The sequence below is a fragment of the Burkholderia sp. 9779_493 genome (assembly GCF_015712215.1).
GTDB lineage: Bacteria > Pseudomonadota > Gammaproteobacteria > Burkholderiales > Burkholderiaceae > Burkholderia > Burkholderia cenocepacia.
Window position 1 is genome coordinate 1 of sequence record NZ_JACCQA010000027.1, and the last position, 18,792, is coordinate 18,792.

Annotated in this window: 21 protein-coding genes; 15 read left to right on the plus strand and 6 right to left on the minus strand. The window is 68.6% G+C overall.

The genetic code is table 11. From position 1 onward, the window contains the following. The first annotated feature begins 185 nt into the window (after nucleotides 1-185). From H0X95_RS24860 to H0X95_RS24880, 5 genes are all read left to right on the plus strand, one after another. Nucleotides 186-2,030: an EAL domain-containing protein gene (locus tag H0X95_RS24860; protein WP_059721721.1), complete on the plus strand. Its 1,845-nt coding sequence runs from the start codon at nucleotides 186-188 to the stop codon at nucleotides 2,028-2,030. 326 nt (nucleotides 2,031-2,356) lie between these two features. Next, the gene (locus tag H0X95_RS24865) at nucleotides 2,357-3,376 is read left to right on the plus strand and encodes a LacI family DNA-binding transcriptional regulator (protein WP_006482178.1); all 1,020 of its coding nucleotides are present in this window, start codon (nucleotides 2,357-2,359) and stop codon (nucleotides 3,374-3,376) included. Then, the gene (locus tag H0X95_RS24870; protein WP_034201266.1) at nucleotides 3,373-4,653 is read left to right on the plus strand and encodes an AGE family epimerase/isomerase; all 1,281 of its coding nucleotides are present in this window, start codon (nucleotides 3,373-3,375) and stop codon (nucleotides 4,651-4,653) included. The genes H0X95_RS24865 and H0X95_RS24870 overlap by 4 nt, the downstream gene beginning before the upstream one ends. Then, entirely contained in the window at nucleotides 4,650-5,558 is a 909-nt protein-coding gene (locus H0X95_RS24875; protein WP_006495474.1) for a carbohydrate kinase family protein, read from the plus strand. The genes H0X95_RS24870 and H0X95_RS24875 overlap by 4 nt, the downstream gene beginning before the upstream one ends. A 109-nt stretch (nucleotides 5,559-5,667) precedes the next feature. Continuing rightward, nucleotides 5,668-5,889, plus strand: a complete 222-nt coding sequence (locus tag H0X95_RS24880; protein WP_006484657.1) for a hypothetical protein — start codon at nucleotides 5,668-5,670, stop codon at nucleotides 5,887-5,889. 54 nt (nucleotides 5,890-5,943) lie between these two features. On the opposite strand, the gene H0X95_RS24885 is transcribed toward H0X95_RS24880, so the two are convergent. After that, on the minus strand, nucleotides 5,944-6,138 hold the full coding sequence (locus H0X95_RS24885; RefSeq protein WP_006484654.1) for a DUF2905 domain-containing protein: 195 nt from the start codon (nucleotides 6,136-6,138) through the stop codon (nucleotides 5,944-5,946). A gap of 13 nt (nucleotides 6,139-6,151) precedes the next feature. Beyond that, nucleotides 6,152-7,342 carry a class I SAM-dependent methyltransferase gene (locus H0X95_RS24890; protein ID WP_059721722.1) on the minus strand — a complete coding sequence of 397 codons (1,191 nt, stop codon included), beginning with the start codon at nucleotides 7,340-7,342 and terminating at the stop codon, nucleotides 6,152-6,154. Between the two features lie 13 nt (nucleotides 7,343-7,355). Here H0X95_RS24890 and H0X95_RS24895 point away from each other — a divergent pair, with 13 nt between their 5' ends. The 9 genes from H0X95_RS24895 (at nucleotide 7,356) to H0X95_RS24935 (ending at nucleotide 14,531) form a co-directional block, all read left to right on the plus strand. After that, on the plus strand, nucleotides 7,356-8,099 hold the full coding sequence (locus tag H0X95_RS24895; RefSeq protein ID WP_034201264.1) for an SDR family oxidoreductase: 744 nt from the start codon (nucleotides 7,356-7,358) through the stop codon (nucleotides 8,097-8,099). 75 nt (nucleotides 8,100-8,174) lie between these two features. Continuing rightward, complete coding sequence (locus H0X95_RS24900) at nucleotides 8,175-8,579, plus strand: dihydroneopterin aldolase (protein WP_006488695.1); 405 nt, start codon at nucleotides 8,175-8,177, stop codon at nucleotides 8,577-8,579. Then, nucleotides 8,576-9,556, plus strand: coding sequence for a tRNA 2-thiocytidine(32) synthetase TtcA (gene ttcA / locus H0X95_RS24905; RefSeq protein ID WP_034178390.1), 981 nt, complete (start codon nucleotides 8,576-8,578; stop codon nucleotides 9,554-9,556). Before H0X95_RS24900 ends, ttcA begins: the two co-directional genes overlap by 4 nt. A gap of 135 nt (nucleotides 9,557-9,691) precedes the next feature. After that, nucleotides 9,692-11,053, plus strand: a complete 1,362-nt coding sequence (glmU, locus tag H0X95_RS24910) for a bifunctional UDP-N-acetylglucosamine diphosphorylase/glucosamine-1-phosphate N-acetyltransferase GlmU (protein ID WP_059721723.1) — start codon at nucleotides 9,692-9,694, stop codon at nucleotides 11,051-11,053. A 53-nt stretch (nucleotides 11,054-11,106) separates the two neighbouring features. Next, nucleotides 11,107-12,924 (plus strand): glutamine--fructose-6-phosphate transaminase (isomerizing), encoded by a 1,818-nt coding sequence (gene glmS, locus H0X95_RS24915; RefSeq protein WP_059721724.1) that lies wholly within the window; start codon nucleotides 11,107-11,109, stop codon nucleotides 12,922-12,924. A gap of 130 nt (nucleotides 12,925-13,054) precedes the next feature. Beyond that, nucleotides 13,055-13,414, plus strand: coding sequence for a type II toxin-antitoxin system RelE/ParE family toxin (locus H0X95_RS24920; RefSeq protein WP_059721725.1), 360 nt, complete (start codon nucleotides 13,055-13,057; stop codon nucleotides 13,412-13,414). Then, nucleotides 13,407-13,727 (plus strand): helix-turn-helix domain-containing protein, encoded by a 321-nt coding sequence (locus tag H0X95_RS24925; protein ID WP_006477596.1) that lies wholly within the window; start codon nucleotides 13,407-13,409, stop codon nucleotides 13,725-13,727. Before H0X95_RS24920 ends, H0X95_RS24925 begins: the two co-directional genes overlap by 8 nt. A gap of 70 nt (nucleotides 13,728-13,797) precedes the next feature. After that, complete coding sequence (locus tag H0X95_RS24930; RefSeq protein ID WP_059721726.1) at nucleotides 13,798-14,313, plus strand: hypothetical protein; 516 nt, start codon at nucleotides 13,798-13,800, stop codon at nucleotides 14,311-14,313. Next, nucleotides 14,313-14,531 (plus strand): hypothetical protein, encoded by a 219-nt coding sequence (locus H0X95_RS24935; protein ID WP_006477594.1) that lies wholly within the window; start codon nucleotides 14,313-14,315, stop codon nucleotides 14,529-14,531. Before H0X95_RS24930 ends, H0X95_RS24935 begins: the two co-directional genes overlap by 1 nt. A 125-nt stretch (nucleotides 14,532-14,656) precedes the next feature. Here the strand turns inward: H0X95_RS24935 and H0X95_RS24940 are convergent, their stop codons facing one another. Further along, on the minus strand, nucleotides 14,657-15,493 hold the full coding sequence (locus H0X95_RS24940) for an FTR1 family iron permease (protein ID WP_006488051.1): 837 nt from the start codon (nucleotides 15,491-15,493) through the stop codon (nucleotides 14,657-14,659). A gap of 12 nt (nucleotides 15,494-15,505) precedes the next feature. After that, nucleotides 15,506-15,838 carry a cupredoxin domain-containing protein gene (locus tag H0X95_RS24945; RefSeq protein ID WP_006488047.1) on the minus strand — a complete coding sequence of 111 codons (333 nt, stop codon included), beginning with the start codon at nucleotides 15,836-15,838 and terminating at the stop codon, nucleotides 15,506-15,508. Between the two features lie 330 nt (nucleotides 15,839-16,168). On the opposite strand from H0X95_RS24945, the gene H0X95_RS24950 reads away from it, so the two are divergent. After that, nucleotides 16,169-16,369: a heavy-metal-associated domain-containing protein gene (locus tag H0X95_RS24950; RefSeq protein ID WP_006477591.1), complete on the plus strand. Its 201-nt coding sequence runs from the start codon at nucleotides 16,169-16,171 to the stop codon at nucleotides 16,367-16,369. A gap of 60 nt (nucleotides 16,370-16,429) precedes the next feature. On the opposite strand, the gene H0X95_RS24955 is transcribed toward H0X95_RS24950, so the two are convergent. Together H0X95_RS24955 and H0X95_RS24960 are read right to left on the minus strand one after the other, a co-directional pair. Continuing rightward, nucleotides 16,430-17,920, minus strand: a complete 1,491-nt coding sequence (locus tag H0X95_RS24955) for an aldehyde dehydrogenase (protein ID WP_006488053.1) — start codon at nucleotides 17,918-17,920, stop codon at nucleotides 16,430-16,432. A gap of 88 nt (nucleotides 17,921-18,008) precedes the next feature. Then, on the minus strand, nucleotides 18,009-18,560 hold the full coding sequence (locus H0X95_RS24960; RefSeq protein WP_034178391.1) for a cupin domain-containing protein: 552 nt from the start codon (nucleotides 18,558-18,560) through the stop codon (nucleotides 18,009-18,011). Nucleotides 18,561-18,792: the final 232 nt, after the last annotated feature.

The following is an 18,792-nucleotide window of genomic DNA, read 5'->3' on the forward strand; positions in this document are numbered from 1 at the left end:
TTCCGCCTTCCGCCTTCCGCCTTCCGCCTTCCGCCCCTTCCGCCCCTTCCGCCCCTTCCAGCCACACCCAACGCGCTCGCGGCGCGATGCACCAACAACGCCCATCGCGTCACGAAATCTTCATTCAATTCTCCGCGAGCGGTGCCGTTAAGTCGGGCGTCCCGTCGATTCGGCTGCCCTCGCCCATGCCCGCGCTTCCCTCCGATTCCGCTGTCGCCCGCACCACGCGCCTGATCGCGGATCGCGCGCTCGCCGCCGTGTTCCAGCCGATCGTCGACCTCGGGTCGGGGACGGTCGTCGGTTACGAGGGGCTGATCCGCGGCCCGCGCGGCACCGACCTCGAACCACCCGCCGCGCTGTTCGCGCAGGCCGCGCGCGAAGGCGAAACCATCGCGCTCGAACGGGCCGCCGCGCTCACCTGCCTCGACGCGTTCGCGGCGCTCGGCTGCGACGGCAAGCTGTTCCTCAATTTCAGCGCGGGCACGATCCTCACGCTCGCCAGCGAACGCGAGCGCACCCGCCAGTTTCTCGGCCGTGCGCGCGTCGGCGCCGAGCGCATCGTGATCGAGCTCACCGAGCAGAACGCGATTCCCGACGTCGCGCACATCGGGCCGGCGGTCGCGTCGCTGCGCGACGCCGGCATCCAGTTCGCGCTCGACGACTACGGCACCGCGAACGCGAGCATGAACCTGTGGCTGCGCCTGCATCCGGACGTCGTGAAGATCGACCGTTTCTTCATCCACGACATCGCGCGCGACCCGCTCAAGTTCGAAGCGGTGAAGGCGATGCAGCACTTCGCGCAGGCGAGCGGCGCGCAGCTGATCGCGGAAGGCATCGAGAACGAATGCGACCTGATCGTCGTGCGCGACATGGGCATCTGCTGCGTGCAGGGCTTCCTGCTCGGCCGGCCGAACGCGCAGCCGTCGCGGGTGGTCGCGCCGGCCGCGCGCGACGCGATCCGCGCGCCGCACATCGCGGTGTTTCCCGGCGTGACGCGCGCGGTGCGGCCGGCCGGCACGATCGCCGGGAAGATGCTCGTACCCGCCCCGGCGCTGCCGCGCGACGCGACCAGCAACGACGTGCTCGAGCTGTTCAACCGGATGCCCGACCTGCACGCGGTCGCGCTCGTCGAGCGCGGGCGGCCCGTCGCGCTCGTGAATCGCCGCGGCTTCATCGACCGTTTCGCGCTGCCGTATCACCGCGAGGTGTTCGGCAAGAAACCGTGCCTGCAGTTCGCGAACGATGCGCCGCTGATGATCGACGTCGCGACGACCTTCGAGCAGCTCGCGCTGCTGCTCGCGAGCCACGACCAGCGCTATCTCGCGGACGGCTTCGTGATCACCGACCACGACCGCTATGTCGGGCTCGGCACCGGCGAGAGCCTCGTGCGCGCGGTGACCGAGATGCGCATCGAGGCCGCGCGCTACGCGAATCCGCTGACGTTCCTGCCCGGCAACATCCCGATCAGCGCGCACATCGACCGCCTGCTCCAGCGCGACGCCGGCTTTCATGCGTGCTACGTCGACCTGAACCAGTTCAAGCCGTTCAACGACCAGTACGGCTACTGGCAGGGCGACGAAGTGCTGAAATTCGCCGCGACGGTGCTGGCCGGCGTGTGCGACCCGCAGCGCGACTTTCTCGGCCACGTCGGCGGCGACGATTTCCTCGTGCTGTTCCAGCGCGACGACTGGCGCGAGCGCGCCGCCGACGCGATCGCGCGCTTCAACGACGGCGCGCAGCTCTTCTACACGCAGGCCGACCGGCAGGCGGGCGGGCTGCGCGGCGAGGATCGCCACGGCAACCCGGCGTTCTTCGGCTTCGTGACGATGGCGATCGGCGCGGTCGGCGTGCCGGCCGGCGCGCACGGCGCCAAACGCTACGGCAGCGACGAGATCGCGTCGGTCGCGGCGCTCGCGAAGCGGCGGGCGAAGCAGCAGCCGGACGGGCTCGCGGTCGTCGATCTCGATGCCGGCCGCGCCGCGCTGCGCCATCGCGGCGAACCGCCGGCCGTGGCGGTGGCGGCAGGCTGAACCGCGCGCTGCCGCGGACGCACGGAACAGCTAGACGCCTGCGCACCGTGCGAGGAAACCGATGCCGGTGCGACGCAAGGTTCGGCGGTTGCGCCGCCGGCCCGCGCTCCTTCCGCTGTTTCCCGCGGCACCGTCGATGCCGCCCGATACCCGCACACGCACCTTGCCTTTTTCGCGTTTTGTTTAGTATTTTTAGTAACGGCGTTTTCGCAGATTAGCGCTTAAAAACCCGTTATTTTCGGGTATTCCCCGGTTATCCGGCCCGAATTCGGCGATGCGTTTTACTATACAATCGCTTTCACCCTAAACAAACCGGACCCCGAACGATGGGTACGACCATTCGCGATGTGGCGCGGGCGGCAGAGGTCTCGATCGGCACCGTCTCCCGCGCGCTGAAAAACCAGCCGGGCCTGTCCGAAGCGACGCGTGCGCGCATCGTCGAGATCGCGCAGCAGCTCGGCTACGATCCCGCGCAGTTGCGGCCGCGCATCCGCCGGCTCACCTTCCTGCTGCACCGCCAGCACAACCGCTTTCCGGCCAGCCCGTTCTTCTCGCACGTGCTGCACGGCGTCGAGGACGCCTGCCGCGAGCGCGGCATCGTGCCGACGCTGCTCACGGTCGGCCCGAACGACGACGTGCTGCGCCAGATGCGTCCGCACGCGCCCGACGCGATCGCGGTCGCCGGCTTCATCGAGCCCGAGACGATCGAGGCGCTCGCCGCCACCGGCCGGCCGCTCGTGCTGATCGACCTGTGGGCGCCCGGGTTGCGCTCGGTCAACATCGACAACGCGACGGGCGCGGCGCTCGCGATGCGCCACCTGCTCGCCACCGGCCGCTCGCGGATCGCCTTCATCGGCGGCTCGCCCGCGCACTACAGCATCGCGCAGCGCGCGATCGGCTACCGGCGCGCGTTCTTCGAAGCCGGGCGGCTGTTCGATCCCGCCTACGAAGTGACGATCGACGCGGGGCTCGACCCGGACACGGGCGCCGCGCGCGCGATGGAGCAACTGCTCGACGCGCCGGGCCCGCGCCCCGAAGCCGTGTTCGCGTACAACGACGCGGCCGCGCTGGCCGCGCAGCGCGTGTGCACCGCGCGCGGCCTGCGGATTCCGGACGACATCGCGATCGTCGGCTTCGACAACATCCCGGCCGCCGCGCACGCGAGCCCGCCGCTCACGACGCTCGCGGTCGACAAGGAAGCGCTCGGCCGCCGCGGCGTCGAGCTGCTGCTCGCCGAAGCGCCCGAGCGCACCGAGATTTCCCTGCCCGTCGAGCTGATCGTGCGGGCCAGCAGCCAGCCCGCCGGCTCCCCGGCACTCGATACCGTAACGGCCACCGAATCATGAACATGCCTCCGGTCCAACCCTGCACGGCCGCGCCGGCCGCCCACACGCAAGCCGCACCGTTCGTCGCGAGCTTTCGCGATCCGTCGTTCCTGCTGTCGCACATCGAAGACACGCTGCGCTTCTACGCGACCCACGCCTTCGACCCGACGGGCGGCTTCTACCATTACTTCCGCGACGACGGCAGCATCTACAACCGCACGTCGCGCCACCTCGTCAGCAGTTGCCGGTTCGTCTTCAACTACGCGATGGCGTACCGCCATTTCGGTGATCCGCGTCACCTCGACTACGCGCGCCACGGGCTGCGCTTCCTGCGCGACGCGCACTGGGACGACACGCTGCAGGGCTACGACTGGGAACTCGACTGGCGCGACGGCGCGAAGCGCGCGACGCTCGACGGCACGCGCCACTGCTACGGGCTCGCGTTCGTGCTGCTCGCGGCCGCGCACGCGACGATGGCCGGCATCGATGAAGCACGCCCGCTGATCGCCGCCACCTACGAACTCGCCGAGCACCGCTTCTGGGATGCGGCCGCGGGCCTGTATGCGGACGACGCGACGGCGAACTGGAACGTGTCGTCGTATCGCGGCCAGAACGCGAACATGCACATGACGGAAGCGCTGCTCGCCGCGTACGAGGCGACCGGCCACCTCACGTACCTCGATCGCGCGGAAAAGCTCGCCACCCACATCACGCAGCGCCAGGCCGCGCTGTCGGGCGGCCTCGTGTGGGAGCACTACCATGCGGACTGGTCGATCGACTGGGACTACAACAAGGAAGACAGCTCGAACATCTTCCGTCCGTGGGGCTTCCAGCCCGGACACCAGACCGAATGGGCGAAGCTGCTGCTGATCCTCGAGCGGCACCGCCCGCTCGACTGGCTCGCGCCGCGCGCGGCCGAGCTGTTCGACGCGGCGCTCACGCACGCGTGGGACGCCGATCACGGCGGCCTGTACTACGGCTTCGGCCCCGACTTCACGATCTGCGACCACAACAAGTATTTCTGGGTGCAGGCGGAAACCTTCGCGGCGGCCGCGATGCTCGGCGCGCGCACCGGCAGCGAGCGCTTCTGGGACTGGTACGACGAGATCTGGCGCTACAGCTGGGCGCATTTCGTCGATCACCGCTACGGCGCGTGGTATCGAATCCTCACCTGCGACAACCGCAAGTACAGCGACGAGAAAAGCCCGGCCGGCAAGACCGACTATCACACGATGGGCGCCTGCTACGACGTGCTCGCGACCCTCGCGCGCGCGCAACGCAGCGAGCCGACGCAATGAGCGGCGGCACGTTTCCGGCTTTCGTGTCGGCGGGCGACATCCTGACCGACATGGTGCGCGCGGGCGATGCGCAGTGGACGTCGGTGCCGGGCGGCGCCGGCTGGAACGTCGCGCGCGCGGTCGCGCGGCTCGGCGTGCCGAGCGCGCTCGCCGGCGCGATCGGCGAAGACTGCTTCTCCGACGTGCTGTGGCACACGAGCGAAGCGGCCGGGCTCGACCTGCGCTTCCTGCAGCGCGTCGCGCGGCCGCCGCTGCTCGCGATCGTCCACGAGACGCGCCCGCCCGCGTACTTCTTCATCGGCGAAGCGAGCGCCGACCTCGCATTCGATCCCGCCCGGCTGCCGGCCGGCTGGACCGAGCACGTGAAGTGGGCGCATTTCGGCTGCATCAGCCTCGTGCGCGAACCGCTCGCGGGCACGCTGGCCGCGCTCGCGGCCGACCTGCACGCGCGCGGCGTGAAGATCAGCTTCGATCCGAACTGCCGGAACCTGATGACGGCCGCGTACCGGCCGACGCTCGAGAAGATGGCCGCCCTCGCCGACCTGATCAAGGTGTCCGACGAGGACCTGCGGCACCTGTTCGGCGGCGACGGCCCCGACGCGATCGCGGCGGTGCGCGCGCTGAATCCGCGTGCGGCCGTGCTCGTCACGCGCGGCGCGCAGGCGGCGACGCTCTACGCGGACGGCGACGTGCACGAAGCCAGCCCGCCGCGCGTCGAGGTGGCCGACACGGTCGGCGCGGGCGACGCGTCGATCGGCGGGCTGCTGTTCAGCCTGATGGCCGCGCCGCAGCGCGGCTGGCGCGAGCATCTCGCGTTCGCACTGGCGGCCGGCGCCGCCGCGTGCCGGCACACGGGCGCGCACGCGCCGACGCTCGACGAGGTCGTCGCGCTGCTCGAAGGTTGAAGGGACGTTGAAGGAACGGTGACCGGTCGCTGATCGGTCACCGATAAACCGCACTCACCATGCTGCGCCGCAGTGCTACGATGAAGCGTCCTATTGCGGGAGAGGCACGATGGACACGAACACGTTCACCAAAGGCATCTATACGGCCAAGGCGCATACGCACCGCGCGGACAACGGCGAGTTTCAGGGCTACGTGATCCTCGCGCGGGACGACGGCGACGAGACGGAGAACATGCGCTACGACGTTCACACGACGAGTTCGAGCGAGGAAGAAGCGTTCGAGGAAGCGAAGGCGCTCGCGCACCGGATTCTCGGCGAAATCGAACTGTAAGGCGCGAGCCGTCATGCGCGCGCCGCGGCCCGGCCGCGACGCGCCGCCTGCGGCTCAGAGCAGCCGCGCCACCATCGATACCAGCATCGTCAGCACCAGCGTCGACATGAACGGGAACGGGTAGCGCCGCCCGCCGAGCGTCAGCGTGACGTCGCCCGGCATCCGGCCGATGCCGAGCTTGCCGAGCCACGGCCAGCAGCGCGTCAGGATCATCACCGCGACAAACGACGCCATCAGCCAGCGCAACATGAGGGATGCCTCGTCAGAGCGCGTGCGAGCGGTCGCCGCGCGCGAACGCGCCGAGCGTGCCGTCGATCCCGCGCGAAAACGCGATCACCTTGAACAACTCGCCCATCTCGGCTTCCGAGATCAGCTTCTGCACCGCGTTCGCGGCCGGCAGGAAGGCGTGGATGTCGGACGGATCGATCGCGGCCAGCGCGTCGGTGATGCCCGCGTTCAACAGGAAGCGCGCCTGAGACGTATAGCCGAGCAGCTCGGCGCCGGTGGCGATCGCGGCCTCGTAGATGCCGGTGAATTCGACGTGCGCGGTGATGTCCTGCAGGCCCGGGTACACGAACGGGTCGTCGTGCGCGTGATGGCGGTAGTGGCACATCAGCGTGCCGCGGTCGCGCTGCGGGTGGTAGTACTCGTGCGCGGGGAAACCGTAGTCGACCAGCAGCGCCGCGCCGCGGCCGAGCATCGTGCAGACGGTGCGCGTGAACGCGAGCGCCGCCTCGTGCGTTTCGGTCACGTAGCCGTCGCCGACGTCGAGCGCCGCGAGCACCGCCGGCAGGCCGGCCGCGCCGACCGGCCGGTCGTCGAACACGAACGCGTGCCGCGCGTCGAGCGCGACGCCGCGCTCGCGCCATGCGCCATCCGCCTTCGCGAACAGCCGCACCGGCATCGCATCGAGCACCTCGTTGCCGACCACGACGCCGTCGAACTGCTCGGGCAGCGCGTCGAGCCAGCGCACCTTGGCGGCCAGCGCCGGCACCGCGGCTTCGATCGTGTCGCGCTGCCGTTCGCGCAGCTCGCCGGACAGGTCGACGATCAGGTATTCGTCGAGCTCGACGCCCGGCGCGTCGAGCGCCGCGAGCAGCCCGGCCGCGAGCTTGCCCGTGCCGGCGCCGAATTCCATCACGCGGCGCGTGCCGCTCGCCGCGAGCGCCTCGGCCACCGGTTGCGCGAGCGTCTGCGCGAACAGCGGCGACAGTTCCGGTGCGGTGACGAAGTCGCTGCCGTCGTCGGCGCGGCGCCCGAACTTGCGCGCGCCGCCGCTGTAGTAACCGAGGCCCGGCGCATACAGCGCGCGCTCCATGAAACGGTCGAACGGCAGCCAGCCGCCGGCCGCCGCGATCTCGTCGCGCAGTTGCGCGGCAAGGGTTTCGGACTGCGCGAGCGCGTCAGGGCCGGGAGCAGGTAAACTAGCGGGTTCGTGAGCTTTCGGGTTCATCCCGGCATTGTAAATGACCGTTTCAGCCGATACGTCGACCCCACGCGTGGTGCTCGTCACGGGCGCCCTGGGCAGCGCGGCCGACGCCGCGTCGATCGGCCGTGCGCTCGCAACGGGCTTCGCCCGCCGCGGCTGGGACGTCGCGCTGCAGCGCAGCCACGGCGCGCCGCGCGCGGCCGCCGACGCGCTCGTCGCCGAAGTCGCGGCGCTCGGCCGCCGCGCGGCCGTGCTCGACGCAGATCTGGCCCTGGAGGCCAATGCCGCGGCCCTCGTCGCCGCGTGCGGCGAAGCGCTCGGCCGGCCCGCATGCGCGGTGTTCGTCAGCGCCAGCGCAGGCGCCGACGACGCGCACACGGTGGACGGCGCGTCGCTCGCCGCCGCGCTCGCGCGCAATGTGACCGCGCCGCTCGCGCTGGCCCGCGCACTCGCCGATGCGACGCCCGACGCCGCGCGCGAGCACGAAGCGCTGCGCGCGTGCGCGATCCACGTACTGGATCAGGCGCTGTTCCACCCCGCACCGGCGCAGCTGTCGCACGCGCTGATGCAGGCCGCGTTGAACCGCGCGACGTCGGCGCTCGCGCTGGCGCTCGCACCGAAGGTGCGGGTCGCGGCGCTCGTGCGCGGCCACGCGCCGCACGCGGACGACATCGCGGCGGCCGCGTGCTATCTCGCGAGCGCGCCCGGCGTCACGGGCGCGACGCTGACCGTCGACGGCGGCGAGCACCTGGTGCCGCCGGCCGCCGGCCCGAATGAATGAACCGCGCGGGCGCGGCCTGACCGCCGCCGCCCGCGCCGCTTTGCGTGCGCGCACGCCAATTTGACTGGGACGACCATGTTTTCCGCTCTCCTGCACCCCCGCCTCGCGGATTGCCGCAGGCTCTACCTGCGCGACTACGAGGTGCACATCAACATCGGGGCCTTCGAACACGAGAAGCGCGGCGAGCAGCGCGTCGTCATCAACGTCGACCTGTTCGTGCCGCTCGCGCTGTCCACCCCGGTCGACGACCGGCTGCACGAAGTCGTCGACTACGATCTGATGAAGCAGAGCGTCGCGCAATGCGTGGCGCGCGGCCACATCCACCTGCAGGAGACGCTGTGCGATTCGATCGCCGCGCACCTGCTGGCGCACGATGCCGTGCGCGCGGTACGCGTCCGTACCGAGAAACCGGACGCCTATCCGGACTGCGACGCCGTCGGCGTCGAAGTCTTTCGCATCAAGGACGAGGAGCGCGCATGAACGCCCCCCACATGAACGACACGGCGGCCGACGCCACGACCGCCGAAACCGGCCGCCCCGCGCTGACGCGCCGCGAGCAGAAGGAAGCGTACGAGAACAACAAGCTGTTCAAGCGGATCGTGCGCCAGGTCGGCCAGGCGATCGGCGACTACAACATGATCGAGCAGGGCGACAAGGTGATGGTGTGCCTGTCGGGCGGCAAGGACAGCTACGCGATGCTCGACGTGCTGCTGCGCCTGCGCGAACGCGCGCCGATCGACTTCGACATCGTCGCGGTGAACCTCGACCAGAAGCAGCCGGGCTTCCCCGAGCACGTGCTGCCCGAATACCTGAAGCAGGTCGGCGTGCCGTTCCACATCGAGAACCAGGACACCTACAGCATCGTCAAGCGGCTCGTCCCCGAAGGCAAGACGACCTGCTCGCTGTGCTCGCGGCTGCGCCGCGGGATCCTGTACCGCGTGGCCGGCGAGCTCGGCGCGACCAAGATCGCGCTCGGCCATCACCGCGACGACATCGTGCAGACGCTGCTGCTGAACATGTTCTACGGCGGCAAGCTGAAGGGAATGCCGCCGAAGCTGCAGTCGGACGACGGCAAGAACATCGTGATCCGCCCGCTCGCGTACGTGAAGGAAACCGATCTCGAGAAATACGCGGAGCTGCGCGAATTCCCGATCATCCCGTGCAACCTGTGCGGCAGCCAGCCGAACCTGAAGCGCGCGGAAATGAAGGCGCTGATCCGCGACTGGGACAAGCGCTTCCCGGGCCGCGTCGACAACATGTTCAACGCGCTCGCGAAGGTCGTGCCGTCGCACCTGATGGACACGACGCTGTACCCGTTCCAGTCGCTGCGCGCGACGGGCGAAGCCGACCCGCAGGGCGACATCGCGTTCGACGAGGAACCGTGCGCATCGGGCGACGACACCGCGACGCCGGGCGCGTCCAAACCGATCTCGATCGTCCAGTTCGACGACCTGTAAGCAGGGCCGGAACACCCGCCGGAACCGGGCGCCGGCCGCCCTTTCCGGCGTCGCGCGCCCGCCGCGGCAGGCCCGGAACGGCGGGGGCCGCATGCTAAAATGGACGGCTTCGAACTCCTCTGACAAGCTGGCGCCATGAATATCGTGATTTTGGCGGCAGGCACCGGCAAGCGCATGCGTTCCGCGCTGCCGAAAGTGCTTCACCCCCTGGCCGGCAGGCCGCTCCTCTCCCACGTCATCGACACCGCGCGCGCACTGCAGCCGTCCCGGCTCGTCGTCGTCGTCGGCCACGGCGCCGAGCAGGTCCAGGCCGCGGTCGCCGCGCCCGACGTCCAGTTCGCGGTACAGGCCGAGCAGCTCGGCACCGGCCATGCGGTCCGCCAGGCGCTGCCGCTGCTCGATCCCGCGCAACCGACGCTCGTGCTGTACGGCGACGTGCCGCTCACGCGCGCGTCGACGCTGCAGCGTCTCGTCGATGCCGCGCGCGAGGGCCGCTACGGGATCCTGACCGTCACGCTCGACGACCCGACCGGCTACGGCCGCATCGTGCGCGACGCGTCCGGCTTCGTCACGCGCATCGTCGAGCAGAAGGATGCGTCGCCGGAAGAGCTGAAGATCGCCGAGATCAACACCGGCATCATCGTCACGCCGACGGCGCAGCTGTCGATGTGGCTCGGCGCGCTGAAGAACGAAAACGCGCAGGGCGAGTACTACCTGACCGACGTCGTCGAACTCGCGATCGAGGCCGGCTTCGAGGTCGTCACGTCGCAGCCCGACGAGGAATGGGAAACGCTCGGCGTGAACAGCAAGGCGCAACTCGCGGAGCTCGAACGCATTCACCAGCGCAACGTGGCGGACGCGCTGCTCGTCGACGGCGTCACGCTCGCCGATCCGGCGCGCATCGACGTGCGCGGCACGCTGCGCTGCGGGCGCGACGTGTCGATCGACGTGAACTGCGTGTTCGAAGGCAACGTGACGCTCGCCGACAACGTGACGATCGGCGCGAACTGCGTGATCCGCAATGCGTCGGTCGGCGCCGGCACGCGCATCGACGCGTTCACGCACATCGACGGCGCCGCGCTCGGCGCGAACACCGTGATCGGCCCGTACGCGCGGCTGCGCCCCGGCGCGCAGCTCGCGGACGAAGCGCACGTCGGCAACTTCGTCGAGGTGAAGAACGCGGTGATCGGTCACGGTTCGAAAGCGAACCACCTCACGTACATCGGCGACGCCGACATCGGCGCGCGCGTGAACATCGGCGCGGGCACGATCACCTGCAACTACGACGGCGCGAACAAGTTCCGCACCGTGATCGAGGACGACGTGTTCGTCGGCTCCGACACGCAGCTGGTTGCCCCCGTGCGGGTCGGCCGCGGCGTGACGATCGCCGCCGGCACGACGATCTGGAAGGACGTGGCCGAAGGCGTCCTCGCGTTGAACGAGAAGACGCAGACCGCGAAGAGCGGCTACGTCCGGCCGGTCAAGAAGAAGAGCTGAACCTTTTGCGGGCGCCCCGCGGCGCCCGCGTCGACTTACAGGATTGACCATTCATGTGCGGCATTGTCGGCGCAGTTGCGCAACGTAATATCGTTCCGGTGCTGATCGAAGGTCTGCGGCGCCTCGAATACCGCGGCTACGACTCGTGCGGCGTCGCCGTGCTCGAGCCGGGCGCCCCGAAGCGCGCGCGCAGCGTCGCACGCGTCGCCGATCTCGACACGCAGGTGCGCGAGACGCACCTCGAAGGCACGACGGGAGTCGCGCACACGCGCTGGGCCACGCACGGCGCGCCCGTCACGCACAACGCGCACCCGATCTTCTCGTCGAACGCGCTCGCGCTCGTGCACAACGGCATCATCGAGAACTTCGAGCCGCTGCGCGAAACGCTGCGCGCGAAGGGCTACGAATTCGTGTCGCAGACCGACACCGAAGTGATCGCGCATCTCGTGCACAGCCTGTATCGCGGCAACCTGTTCGACGCGGTGCGCGAAGCCGTGCAGCAACTGCACGGTGCCTACGCGATCGCCGTGATCCACAAGGACCAGCCGCACACCGTCGTCGGCGCGCGCCAGGGTTCGCCGCTCGTCGTCGGTCACGGCGACGGCGAGAACTTCCTCGCATCCGATGCGCTCGCGCTCGCCGGCAGCACCGACCGCTTCACGTTCCTCGAGGAAGGCGACGTGTGCGAGCTGTCGCTCGACGGCGTGACGATCGTCGACCGTCACGGCGCCACCGTGCAGCGCGAAATCCGCGTCGTCAGCGCGTACGGCGGCGCGGTCGAGCTTGGACCCTATCGCCACTTCATGCAGAAGGAAATCTTCGAGCAGCCGCGCGCGATCGGCGACACCGTGCCGCAGACGGACGCCTTCGACGCGACGCTGTTCGGCGATGCGGCCCCCGCCGCGTTCGCGGAGATCGACAGCCTGCTGATCCTCGCGTGCGGCACGAGCTACTACTCGGGCCTCACCGCGAAATACTGGCTCGAATCGATCGCGAAGATCCCGACCCAGGTCGAGATCGCCAGCGAATACCGCTACCGCGAGTCGGTGCCGAACCCGCGCCAGCTCGTGCTCGTGATCTCGCAGTCGGGCGAGACGGCCGATACGCTCGCGGCGCTCAAGCATGCGCAGTCGCTCGGCCACACGCATACGCTCGCAGTGTGCAACGTCGCGACGAGCGCGATGGTGCGCCTGACCGAAATGCAGTTCCTCACGCACGCGGGCACCGAGATCGGCGTCGCGTCGACGAAGGCGTTCACGACGCAGCTCGTCGCGCTGTTCGTGCTGGCCGCGACGCTCGGCAAGCTGCGCGGGCACGTCGACGCCGCGCAGGAAGCGCAATTCCTGAAGGAGCTGCGCCACCTGCCGGCCGCGCTGAACAGCGTGCTCGTGCTCGAGCCGCAGATCATCGCGTGGTCGGAGGAATTCGCACGCAAGGAAAACGCGCTGTTCCTCGGCCGCGGGCTGCACTACCCGATCGCGCTCGAAGGCGCGCTGAAGCTGAAGGAAATCTCGTACATCCACGCCGAGGCCTATCCGGCCGGTGAACTGAAGCATGGGCCGCTCGCGCTCGTCACGGAAGCGATGCCGGTCGTCACGGTCGCGCCGAACGACACGCTGCTCGAGAAGCTGAAGTCGAACATGCAGGAAGTGCGCGCGCGCGGCGGCGAGCTGTACGTGTTCGCCGATGCCGATACGCAGATCGTCAACGACGACGGCCTGCACGTGATCCGGATGCCGGAGCACTACGGTCAGCTGTCGCCGATCCTGCACGTCGTGCCGCTGCAACTGCTCGCGTATCACACCGCGTGTGCACGCGGCACCGACGTCGACAAGCCGCGCAACCTCGCGAAATCGGTGACGGTGGAGTAAGGCCGGACGTCGGGATGGCCCCTCGCCGGGCCGTCCCGACCGTATGCGGATGCGAGGTCGGCCATTCGGCCAGGTCGAAATATGTACCACGTAGTGGCATATAATCCTGTGCTAACTCGACCGGCTCGACATGTCTGCCTCCGTACGACGCGTGTTCAAGACGAAGTGGTTTCACACGGCAGCCGGGAAAGCGGGAATCGCCGATGACGAGCTCTGCCGCGCGGTGCGGGATCTGGCCCGCGGCCAGGGCGTCGATCTCGGCGGCAACGTGTGGAAGAAGCGCCTCGGCGGCAATCGGCAGCGCGGGATCGTGCTGGGCAAGGTCGGGCACACGTGGGTGTTCCTGTTCGCGAAATGCGACCGCGAGAACATCGACGCACGCGAACTGCGCGCCTTCAGAAAGCTCGCCGCGGATGTCGGCCGACACACCGACAGCGACATCGCGACGCTGGTTACCCTGAAAGAGTGGGTGGAGATGTGCAATGGCTAAGAGTCGATTCAAGAGCGACGCAACGGAGGCGATCCACAGCGCCGCGTCCGGCCTTTATCGTGCGCAACTGATCGACAAGAAGACGATGCGGGAATACGACGATCTCTGCATCGAAGCCGCCCCGCAGTTCGATCCGGAAGCGATCGCCCGCATTCGCAAGTCCGTCAACGTCAGCCAGAGCGTGTTCGCGCTCTACCTGAACACGACGACCTCGACGATCCGCCAATGGGAACAGGGCGACAAGCGGCCCAGCGGCATCGCCGCGCGCATGCTCCAGATCGTCGAGAAACACGGGCTCGAGGTGTTCTCCTGAGCCGGCTTCCCCGAGTGCAGAGGCACGGCCCCGGCCGGATGCGCGCCGCAACGAATATGACGGAGAGACAATGGTAAGACTGTTTGGATGCGGATTGCTGGCGCTGACGTTCGCGTCGACGGGCTGGGCCGCCGAGCACTATGTCGAGGTCTGGAACCCGCCCGAGGCGCGGCAGCCTGCTGCCCGTACGCCGGACGCCCGTACGCCGGACGCCCGTACGCCGGATGCCCGTATGCCGGATGCCCGTATGCCGGCCGCCCACACAAGCGCCGACGCACGCACCGGCAAGAGCGCGGAGAAGCACGCGAGCGCCGCCACGCCGAAAGCCGCGGCGAAACCGCACAAGCGCCGCGTCGCGCAGGCCGTGAAGGCCGACCCGCACCGCCCGGCCGCCGCCGCGACCGACACGCCGGCCGCGCCGCGCCCGGTTGCGCAGCCGGCACCCGGGCGTCTCACGGTGATGCAGCCCGCCGCACCGGATGCGACGCACGCGCCCACCTTCTCCAACATCCCGCGTCAATACACGCCGGACGGCAACGTGCTGCAGGTCGGCACGCACGGCCGCGCGGCGGAGGTGACTCGATAATGGAAGCGCAGACCTACCACGGCTACCAGATCTGGGGCCACGCGATCCTGCAGCAGGACGAGATCATGCAGCCCGAGCGCTTCGCGGCAAGCGGCACGATCACGCAGAACAATCGGCTCGTCGAGGCGTCGGGCGTGCTCGGCGTGTTCGACACCGAAGACGACGCGCGCGATGCCGGGCTCGAATGGGCGCGCGCGTGGATCGACAACCACAGCTGACGCACGCAACGCGCGCATCCGCGGCCGCCGTCAGCAAGGCCGCGCAGGTGCATCGCGCACCGCACATGAACAAGGGGCGTCCATGACGCCCCTTGTTTCATTCGAACCGGGAAACCCGGAAACACTCACGCCGCGGCGCGCGGCGGCCTCACCGTCTCCTGCGGCCGGCCGACGAACCGTGCCAGCACGAGGATCGCCACCAGCGTCGCGACGTACGCGGCGATCTGGATCCCCGCCGGGCGCGCGGTATAGCCGATCAGCGTATGCAGCGCCTTGCCGACGATGCTCGTTTCCTTGAGCAGCCACGACGTGTCCCAGACCGCATCGCCCCACGACGGCACGAGCCCGGCCGCCAGCAGGAAGCCGACGCACTGGCTCGCCATGCCCGCGGCGAGCAGCACGATCAGCCCGTTGGTGACGGAGAACAGGCGCTTCAACGGAATCTGCAGCAGGCCTGCGTACATCGCATAGCCGAGCCCCGCACCGCCGAGCACGCCGAGCAGCCCGCCGGCGATCATCTGCGGCGTCTGGCCCGGATCGCCCGCGGCGATCCCGTACAGGAACAGCACGGCCTCGGAGCCCTCGCGCAGCACCGCGACGCCGACCACGATCGCGAGCCCCGTCAGCGGCCGGCTGCCGGCCGCGACCGCGCGGCCGACCTCGCCCATGTGCAGCGCCATTTCGCGACCGTGCCGGCTCATCCAGATGCAGTGCCACGCGAGCATCAGCGTCGCGACGAACATCACGCCCGCGTTGAAGACTTCCTGGCCCATGCCGGACGCCCATTGCGAGATCACGTCGGCGAACGCCGCGATCAGGCCGGCGCCGACCACGCCGCCGACCAGCCCGCCGCCCACCCACCAGCCGCGCCGCGGCACGCCCTTCGTGGCAGCCATCACGATCGAGACCACCAGCGCGGCCTCGAGCACTTCACGAAAGACTATCAGGGCAGTAGACAGCATGTCGGTATCGGCTTACTTGACGGTCAGGTGCGTCTTCGACTGCGCTTCGTGATACTCGTCGTGGAACTCGTAGGTCCCGGCCTTCAGCGGCCCGACCAGGATCTCGACCGACTTGCCGGCCGGCACGACCTTCTCCGCCTTGAAGTCGTCGCTCTCGAATTCCGCCGGCGTCGCGTCGAGGTTCTTCACGACGAATTTCACTTTCTTGCCGGCGGGGATCGTCACGCCATCGGGCGAAAACTTGTGGTCCTTCAGCGTCAGGTTGACGACGTCGTCGGCCGCGAAGGCGGACGTGGCCGAGGCGCCCAGCAGGGCCAGTGCGAAACCGATAGCGAAACGGGTCATGTGCGTAATGAACGGAAATATCGAAGGGAATCGATACTAAGATCGATTCGCATTTTCACCTCGGAGTACCCTTACTCCGAACATGGAGATCGTACGCGATCGACGTGACACGCCCGTTGCCGCGCAAGGCTCCGCGAGATTTCGTCGACAATGGATGGCCGTCAATCGGGAAAAATTCGGACTGACGCGCGCACACGAATCGCGATTCGTCAGACTTCAGCATTACAAATGGCTGATGCCGTACACCTCGTTGCGTGCGGCGCTTGACCTTCCCACCATGGCAAGCTTCATGCTGCACGTATTCGTCAACCATCCATCCGGGAGAACACGATGGAATTCGAAGTCCAGGACATGACCTGCGGCGGCTGCGCCAACGCAATCACGCGCGCGGTGACGGCCGCCGACCCCGCCGCAAAGCTCGACATCGACGTCGCGGCGAAGATCGTCAAGGTCGACTCGGCGCAAGGCGCCGAGCGCGTGCAGTCGATCATCGAAGCCGCCGGCTTCCATCCCGCGCTGCGGACCGCGTAACGCGCACCGAAGGCTGCGGGCGCGTCGCCGGACGGCGACACGCTCGCGCCCGGCCGCGCGTCAGCGCAGCCGGATCAGCGTCGACTTCAGTTCGGTGTACTTTTCGAGCGCGTGCAGCGACTTGTCGCGGCCGTTGCCCGACTGCTTGTAGCCGCCGAACGGGAAGTTCATGTCGCCGCCCTCGTCATAGCAGTTCACCCACACGGTGCCTGCCCGCAGCCGGCGCGACACGTCGTGCGCGGTCGTCAGGTTCGACGTCCACACGGCCGCGGCCAGCCCGTATTCGGTGTCGTTCGCGATCCGCACGGCCTCGTCGACGTCGTCGAACACGATCACCGACAGCACGGGCCCGAAGATTTCCTCGCGCGCGATCTTCGCGTCGGGCTTCACCTCGAACACCGTCGGCTCGACATAGAAGCCGCCCGTTTCCGCGTTCACGCGCGCACCGCCCGTGACGAGCCTGCCCTCGCCGCGCCCCGCTTCGATATAGCCGAGCACGCGTTCGAGCTGGATGCCGTCGACGATCGCGCCCATCGACACCGACGGATCGAGCGGATTGCCGGGCACGTATGCGCGGGCGGCCGCGACGAGCTTCTCGATGAACGCGTCCTTGATGTCGCGATGCACGAGCAGCCGCGAGCCGGCCGTGCACATCTCGCCCATGTTGTAGAAGATCGCGCCGGCCGCCGTCTGCGCCGCGCGGTCGAGATCGGGACAGTCGGGCAGCACGATGTTCGGTGACTTGCCGCCGAGCTCGAGCCACGCGCGCTTCAGGTTCGACTGCGCCGCATACTGCATGATCAGCTTGCCGACCGCCGTCGAGCCCGTGAACGCGATGCAGTCGACGTCGCGATGCAACGCGAGCAGCTTGCCCGGTTCGCCCGCGCCCGGCACGACGTTGAATACGCCGGCCGGGATGCCGGCTTCGAACGCGAGCTGCGCGACGCGGATCGCGGTCAGCGGCGACTTCTCCGACGGTTTCAGCACGACGCTGTTGCCGGCCGCGAGCGCGGGGCCGAATTTCCATGCGGCCATCAGGATCGGGAAGTTCCACGGCACGACGGCGGCCACCACGCCGACCGGCTCGCGCGTGACGAGACCGACGAGATGATGATCGGCCGGCGCGACCTCGCCGCCGACCTTGTCGATCGCCTCGGCGAACCATTCGACGCAGTACGCGGCGCCCGGCACGTCGACCGTCGTCGTGTCGCCGATCGGCTTGCCCGCGTCGAGCGTCTCGAGCAGCGACAGTTCGTCGAGATGCTCGCGCATCAGCGCGGCCCAGCGCAGCAGCACGGCCTTGCGCGCGCGCGGGTTCAGGCCGGCCCATACGCCTGCGTCGAATGCGCGGCGGGCTGCCGCGACGGCCGCGTTCACGTCCGCTTCGCCGCAATCGGCGACCTTCGCCAGCACGCGGCCGTCGATCGGGCTCACGCAGTCGAACGTCCTGCCGCCATGTGCGTCGCGCGACGCGCCATCGATGAATGCGCGCCCTTCGATCTCGAGCGACGCCGCCTTGTGTTGCCAGTCAGCCAAAGTCAACTTGTTCATCAGGATGCCTCAATGTTGTGGCATTCGCGATGCGGCGCGCCGCGCGCGAGGCATGCGGCCGGCCTGCAGCGAATGCGGTGACGCGCGGTCAGAAGGTCGCCGGCGAATTGGCCGACACGACCTCGCAGATCAGTTCCGCGCTGGGATTGCGAAAACGATGCGGCAAACGGCTTTCGAAGTAGTAGCCGTCTCCGGGGTCGAGCAGCCACGTCGCGCCGTCGACGGTCAACTCGAGCCGGCCCGACACGACGACGCCGCCCTCGTGTCCCGCGTGCACCAGCATCTCGGGCCCCGTGTCGGCCAGCGGCTGGTAGGTCTCGCGCAGGATGCACATGTTGCGATCCTTCACGTTCGCGCCGACGAGCTGAAACGCGAGCGACTCGTTGCCGAGGTTCGGCATCTCGTCGCGGCGCGACACGACCGCGCGCGATTCGACGAGCTCGAACGTGAAGAACTCCGCGAGACTCATCGGGATGCATTCGAGCAGTTTCTTCAGCGAGCCGACCGACGGGCTCACGCGGCCCTGTTCGATCAGCGAGATCGTGCCGTTGGTGACGCCGGCGCGTTTCGCGAGTTCGCGCTGCGACAGGCCATGCTTGTTGCGCACGAAACGCAGGCGCTCGGCGACTTCGGTGGACATCGATTCGGTTTCGGACACGATAAGTGCGATGACAAAGTGAAACGACGCATGGGACAGCCGTTGAATATTCTAATCACTTTATGCCGCACATCAGCGGGGAAAACCCTGAAAGCCGTTCGAAATAATGAACGGCATGCCGATTATTCCTTTTGCGAATCTTTTGTTCGCACTGCTCGGGAAAGCCCTGATGCAGGACCATTAAAAAACATTTGACGCCGTTATTGGCTCGTAT

Bases quoted from the DNA above. Each gene is read 5' to 3' on its own strand.
- H0X95_RS24860 (WP_059721721.1), top strand. From the start codon at position 186: ATGCCCGCGCTTCCCTCCGATTCCGCTGTCGCCCGCACCACGCGCCTG.
- H0X95_RS24865 (WP_006482178.1), top strand. From the start codon at position 2,357: ATGGGTACGACCATTCGCGATGTGGCGCGGGCGGCAGAGGTCTCGATC.
- H0X95_RS24870 (WP_034201266.1), top strand. From the start codon at position 3,373: ATGAACATGCCTCCGGTCCAACCCTGCACGGCCGCGCCGGCCGCCCAC.
- H0X95_RS24875 (WP_006495474.1), top strand. From the start codon at position 4,650: ATGAGCGGCGGCACGTTTCCGGCTTTCGTGTCGGCGGGCGACATCCTG.
- H0X95_RS24880 (WP_006484657.1), top strand. From the start codon at position 5,668: ATGGACACGAACACGTTCACCAAAGGCATCTATACGGCCAAGGCGCAT.
- H0X95_RS24885 (WP_006484654.1), bottom strand. From the start codon at position 6,138: ATGTTGCGCTGGCTGATGGCGTCGTTTGTCGCGGTGATGATCCTGACG.
- H0X95_RS24890 (WP_059721722.1), bottom strand. From the start codon at position 7,342: ATGAACCCGAAAGCTCACGAACCCGCTAGTTTACCTGCTCCCGGCCCT.
- H0X95_RS24895 (WP_034201264.1), top strand. From the start codon at position 7,356: ATGACCGTTTCAGCCGATACGTCGACCCCACGCGTGGTGCTCGTCACG.
- H0X95_RS24900 (WP_006488695.1), top strand. From the start codon at position 8,175: ATGTTTTCCGCTCTCCTGCACCCCCGCCTCGCGGATTGCCGCAGGCTC.
- ttcA (WP_034178390.1), top strand. From the start codon at position 8,576: ATGAACGCCCCCCACATGAACGACACGGCGGCCGACGCCACGACCGCC.
- glmU (WP_059721723.1), top strand. From the start codon at position 9,692: ATGAATATCGTGATTTTGGCGGCAGGCACCGGCAAGCGCATGCGTTCC.
- glmS (WP_059721724.1), top strand. From the start codon at position 11,107: ATGTGCGGCATTGTCGGCGCAGTTGCGCAACGTAATATCGTTCCGGTG.
- H0X95_RS24920 (WP_059721725.1), top strand. From the start codon at position 13,055: ATGTCTGCCTCCGTACGACGCGTGTTCAAGACGAAGTGGTTTCACACG.
- H0X95_RS24925 (WP_006477596.1), top strand. From the start codon at position 13,407: ATGGCTAAGAGTCGATTCAAGAGCGACGCAACGGAGGCGATCCACAGC.
- H0X95_RS24930 (WP_059721726.1), top strand. From the start codon at position 13,798: ATGGTAAGACTGTTTGGATGCGGATTGCTGGCGCTGACGTTCGCGTCG.
- H0X95_RS24935 (WP_006477594.1), top strand. From the start codon at position 14,313: ATGGAAGCGCAGACCTACCACGGCTACCAGATCTGGGGCCACGCGATC.
- H0X95_RS24940 (WP_006488051.1), bottom strand. From the start codon at position 15,493: ATGCTGTCTACTGCCCTGATAGTCTTTCGTGAAGTGCTCGAGGCCGCG.
- H0X95_RS24945 (WP_006488047.1), bottom strand. From the start codon at position 15,838: ATGACCCGTTTCGCTATCGGTTTCGCACTGGCCCTGCTGGGCGCCTCG.
- H0X95_RS24950 (WP_006477591.1), top strand. From the start codon at position 16,169: ATGGAATTCGAAGTCCAGGACATGACCTGCGGCGGCTGCGCCAACGCA.
- H0X95_RS24955 (WP_006488053.1), bottom strand. From the start codon at position 17,920: ATGAACAAGTTGACTTTGGCTGACTGGCAACACAAGGCGGCGTCGCTC.
- H0X95_RS24960 (WP_034178391.1), bottom strand. From the start codon at position 18,560: ATGTCCACCGAAGTCGCCGAGCGCCTGCGTTTCGTGCGCAACAAGCAT.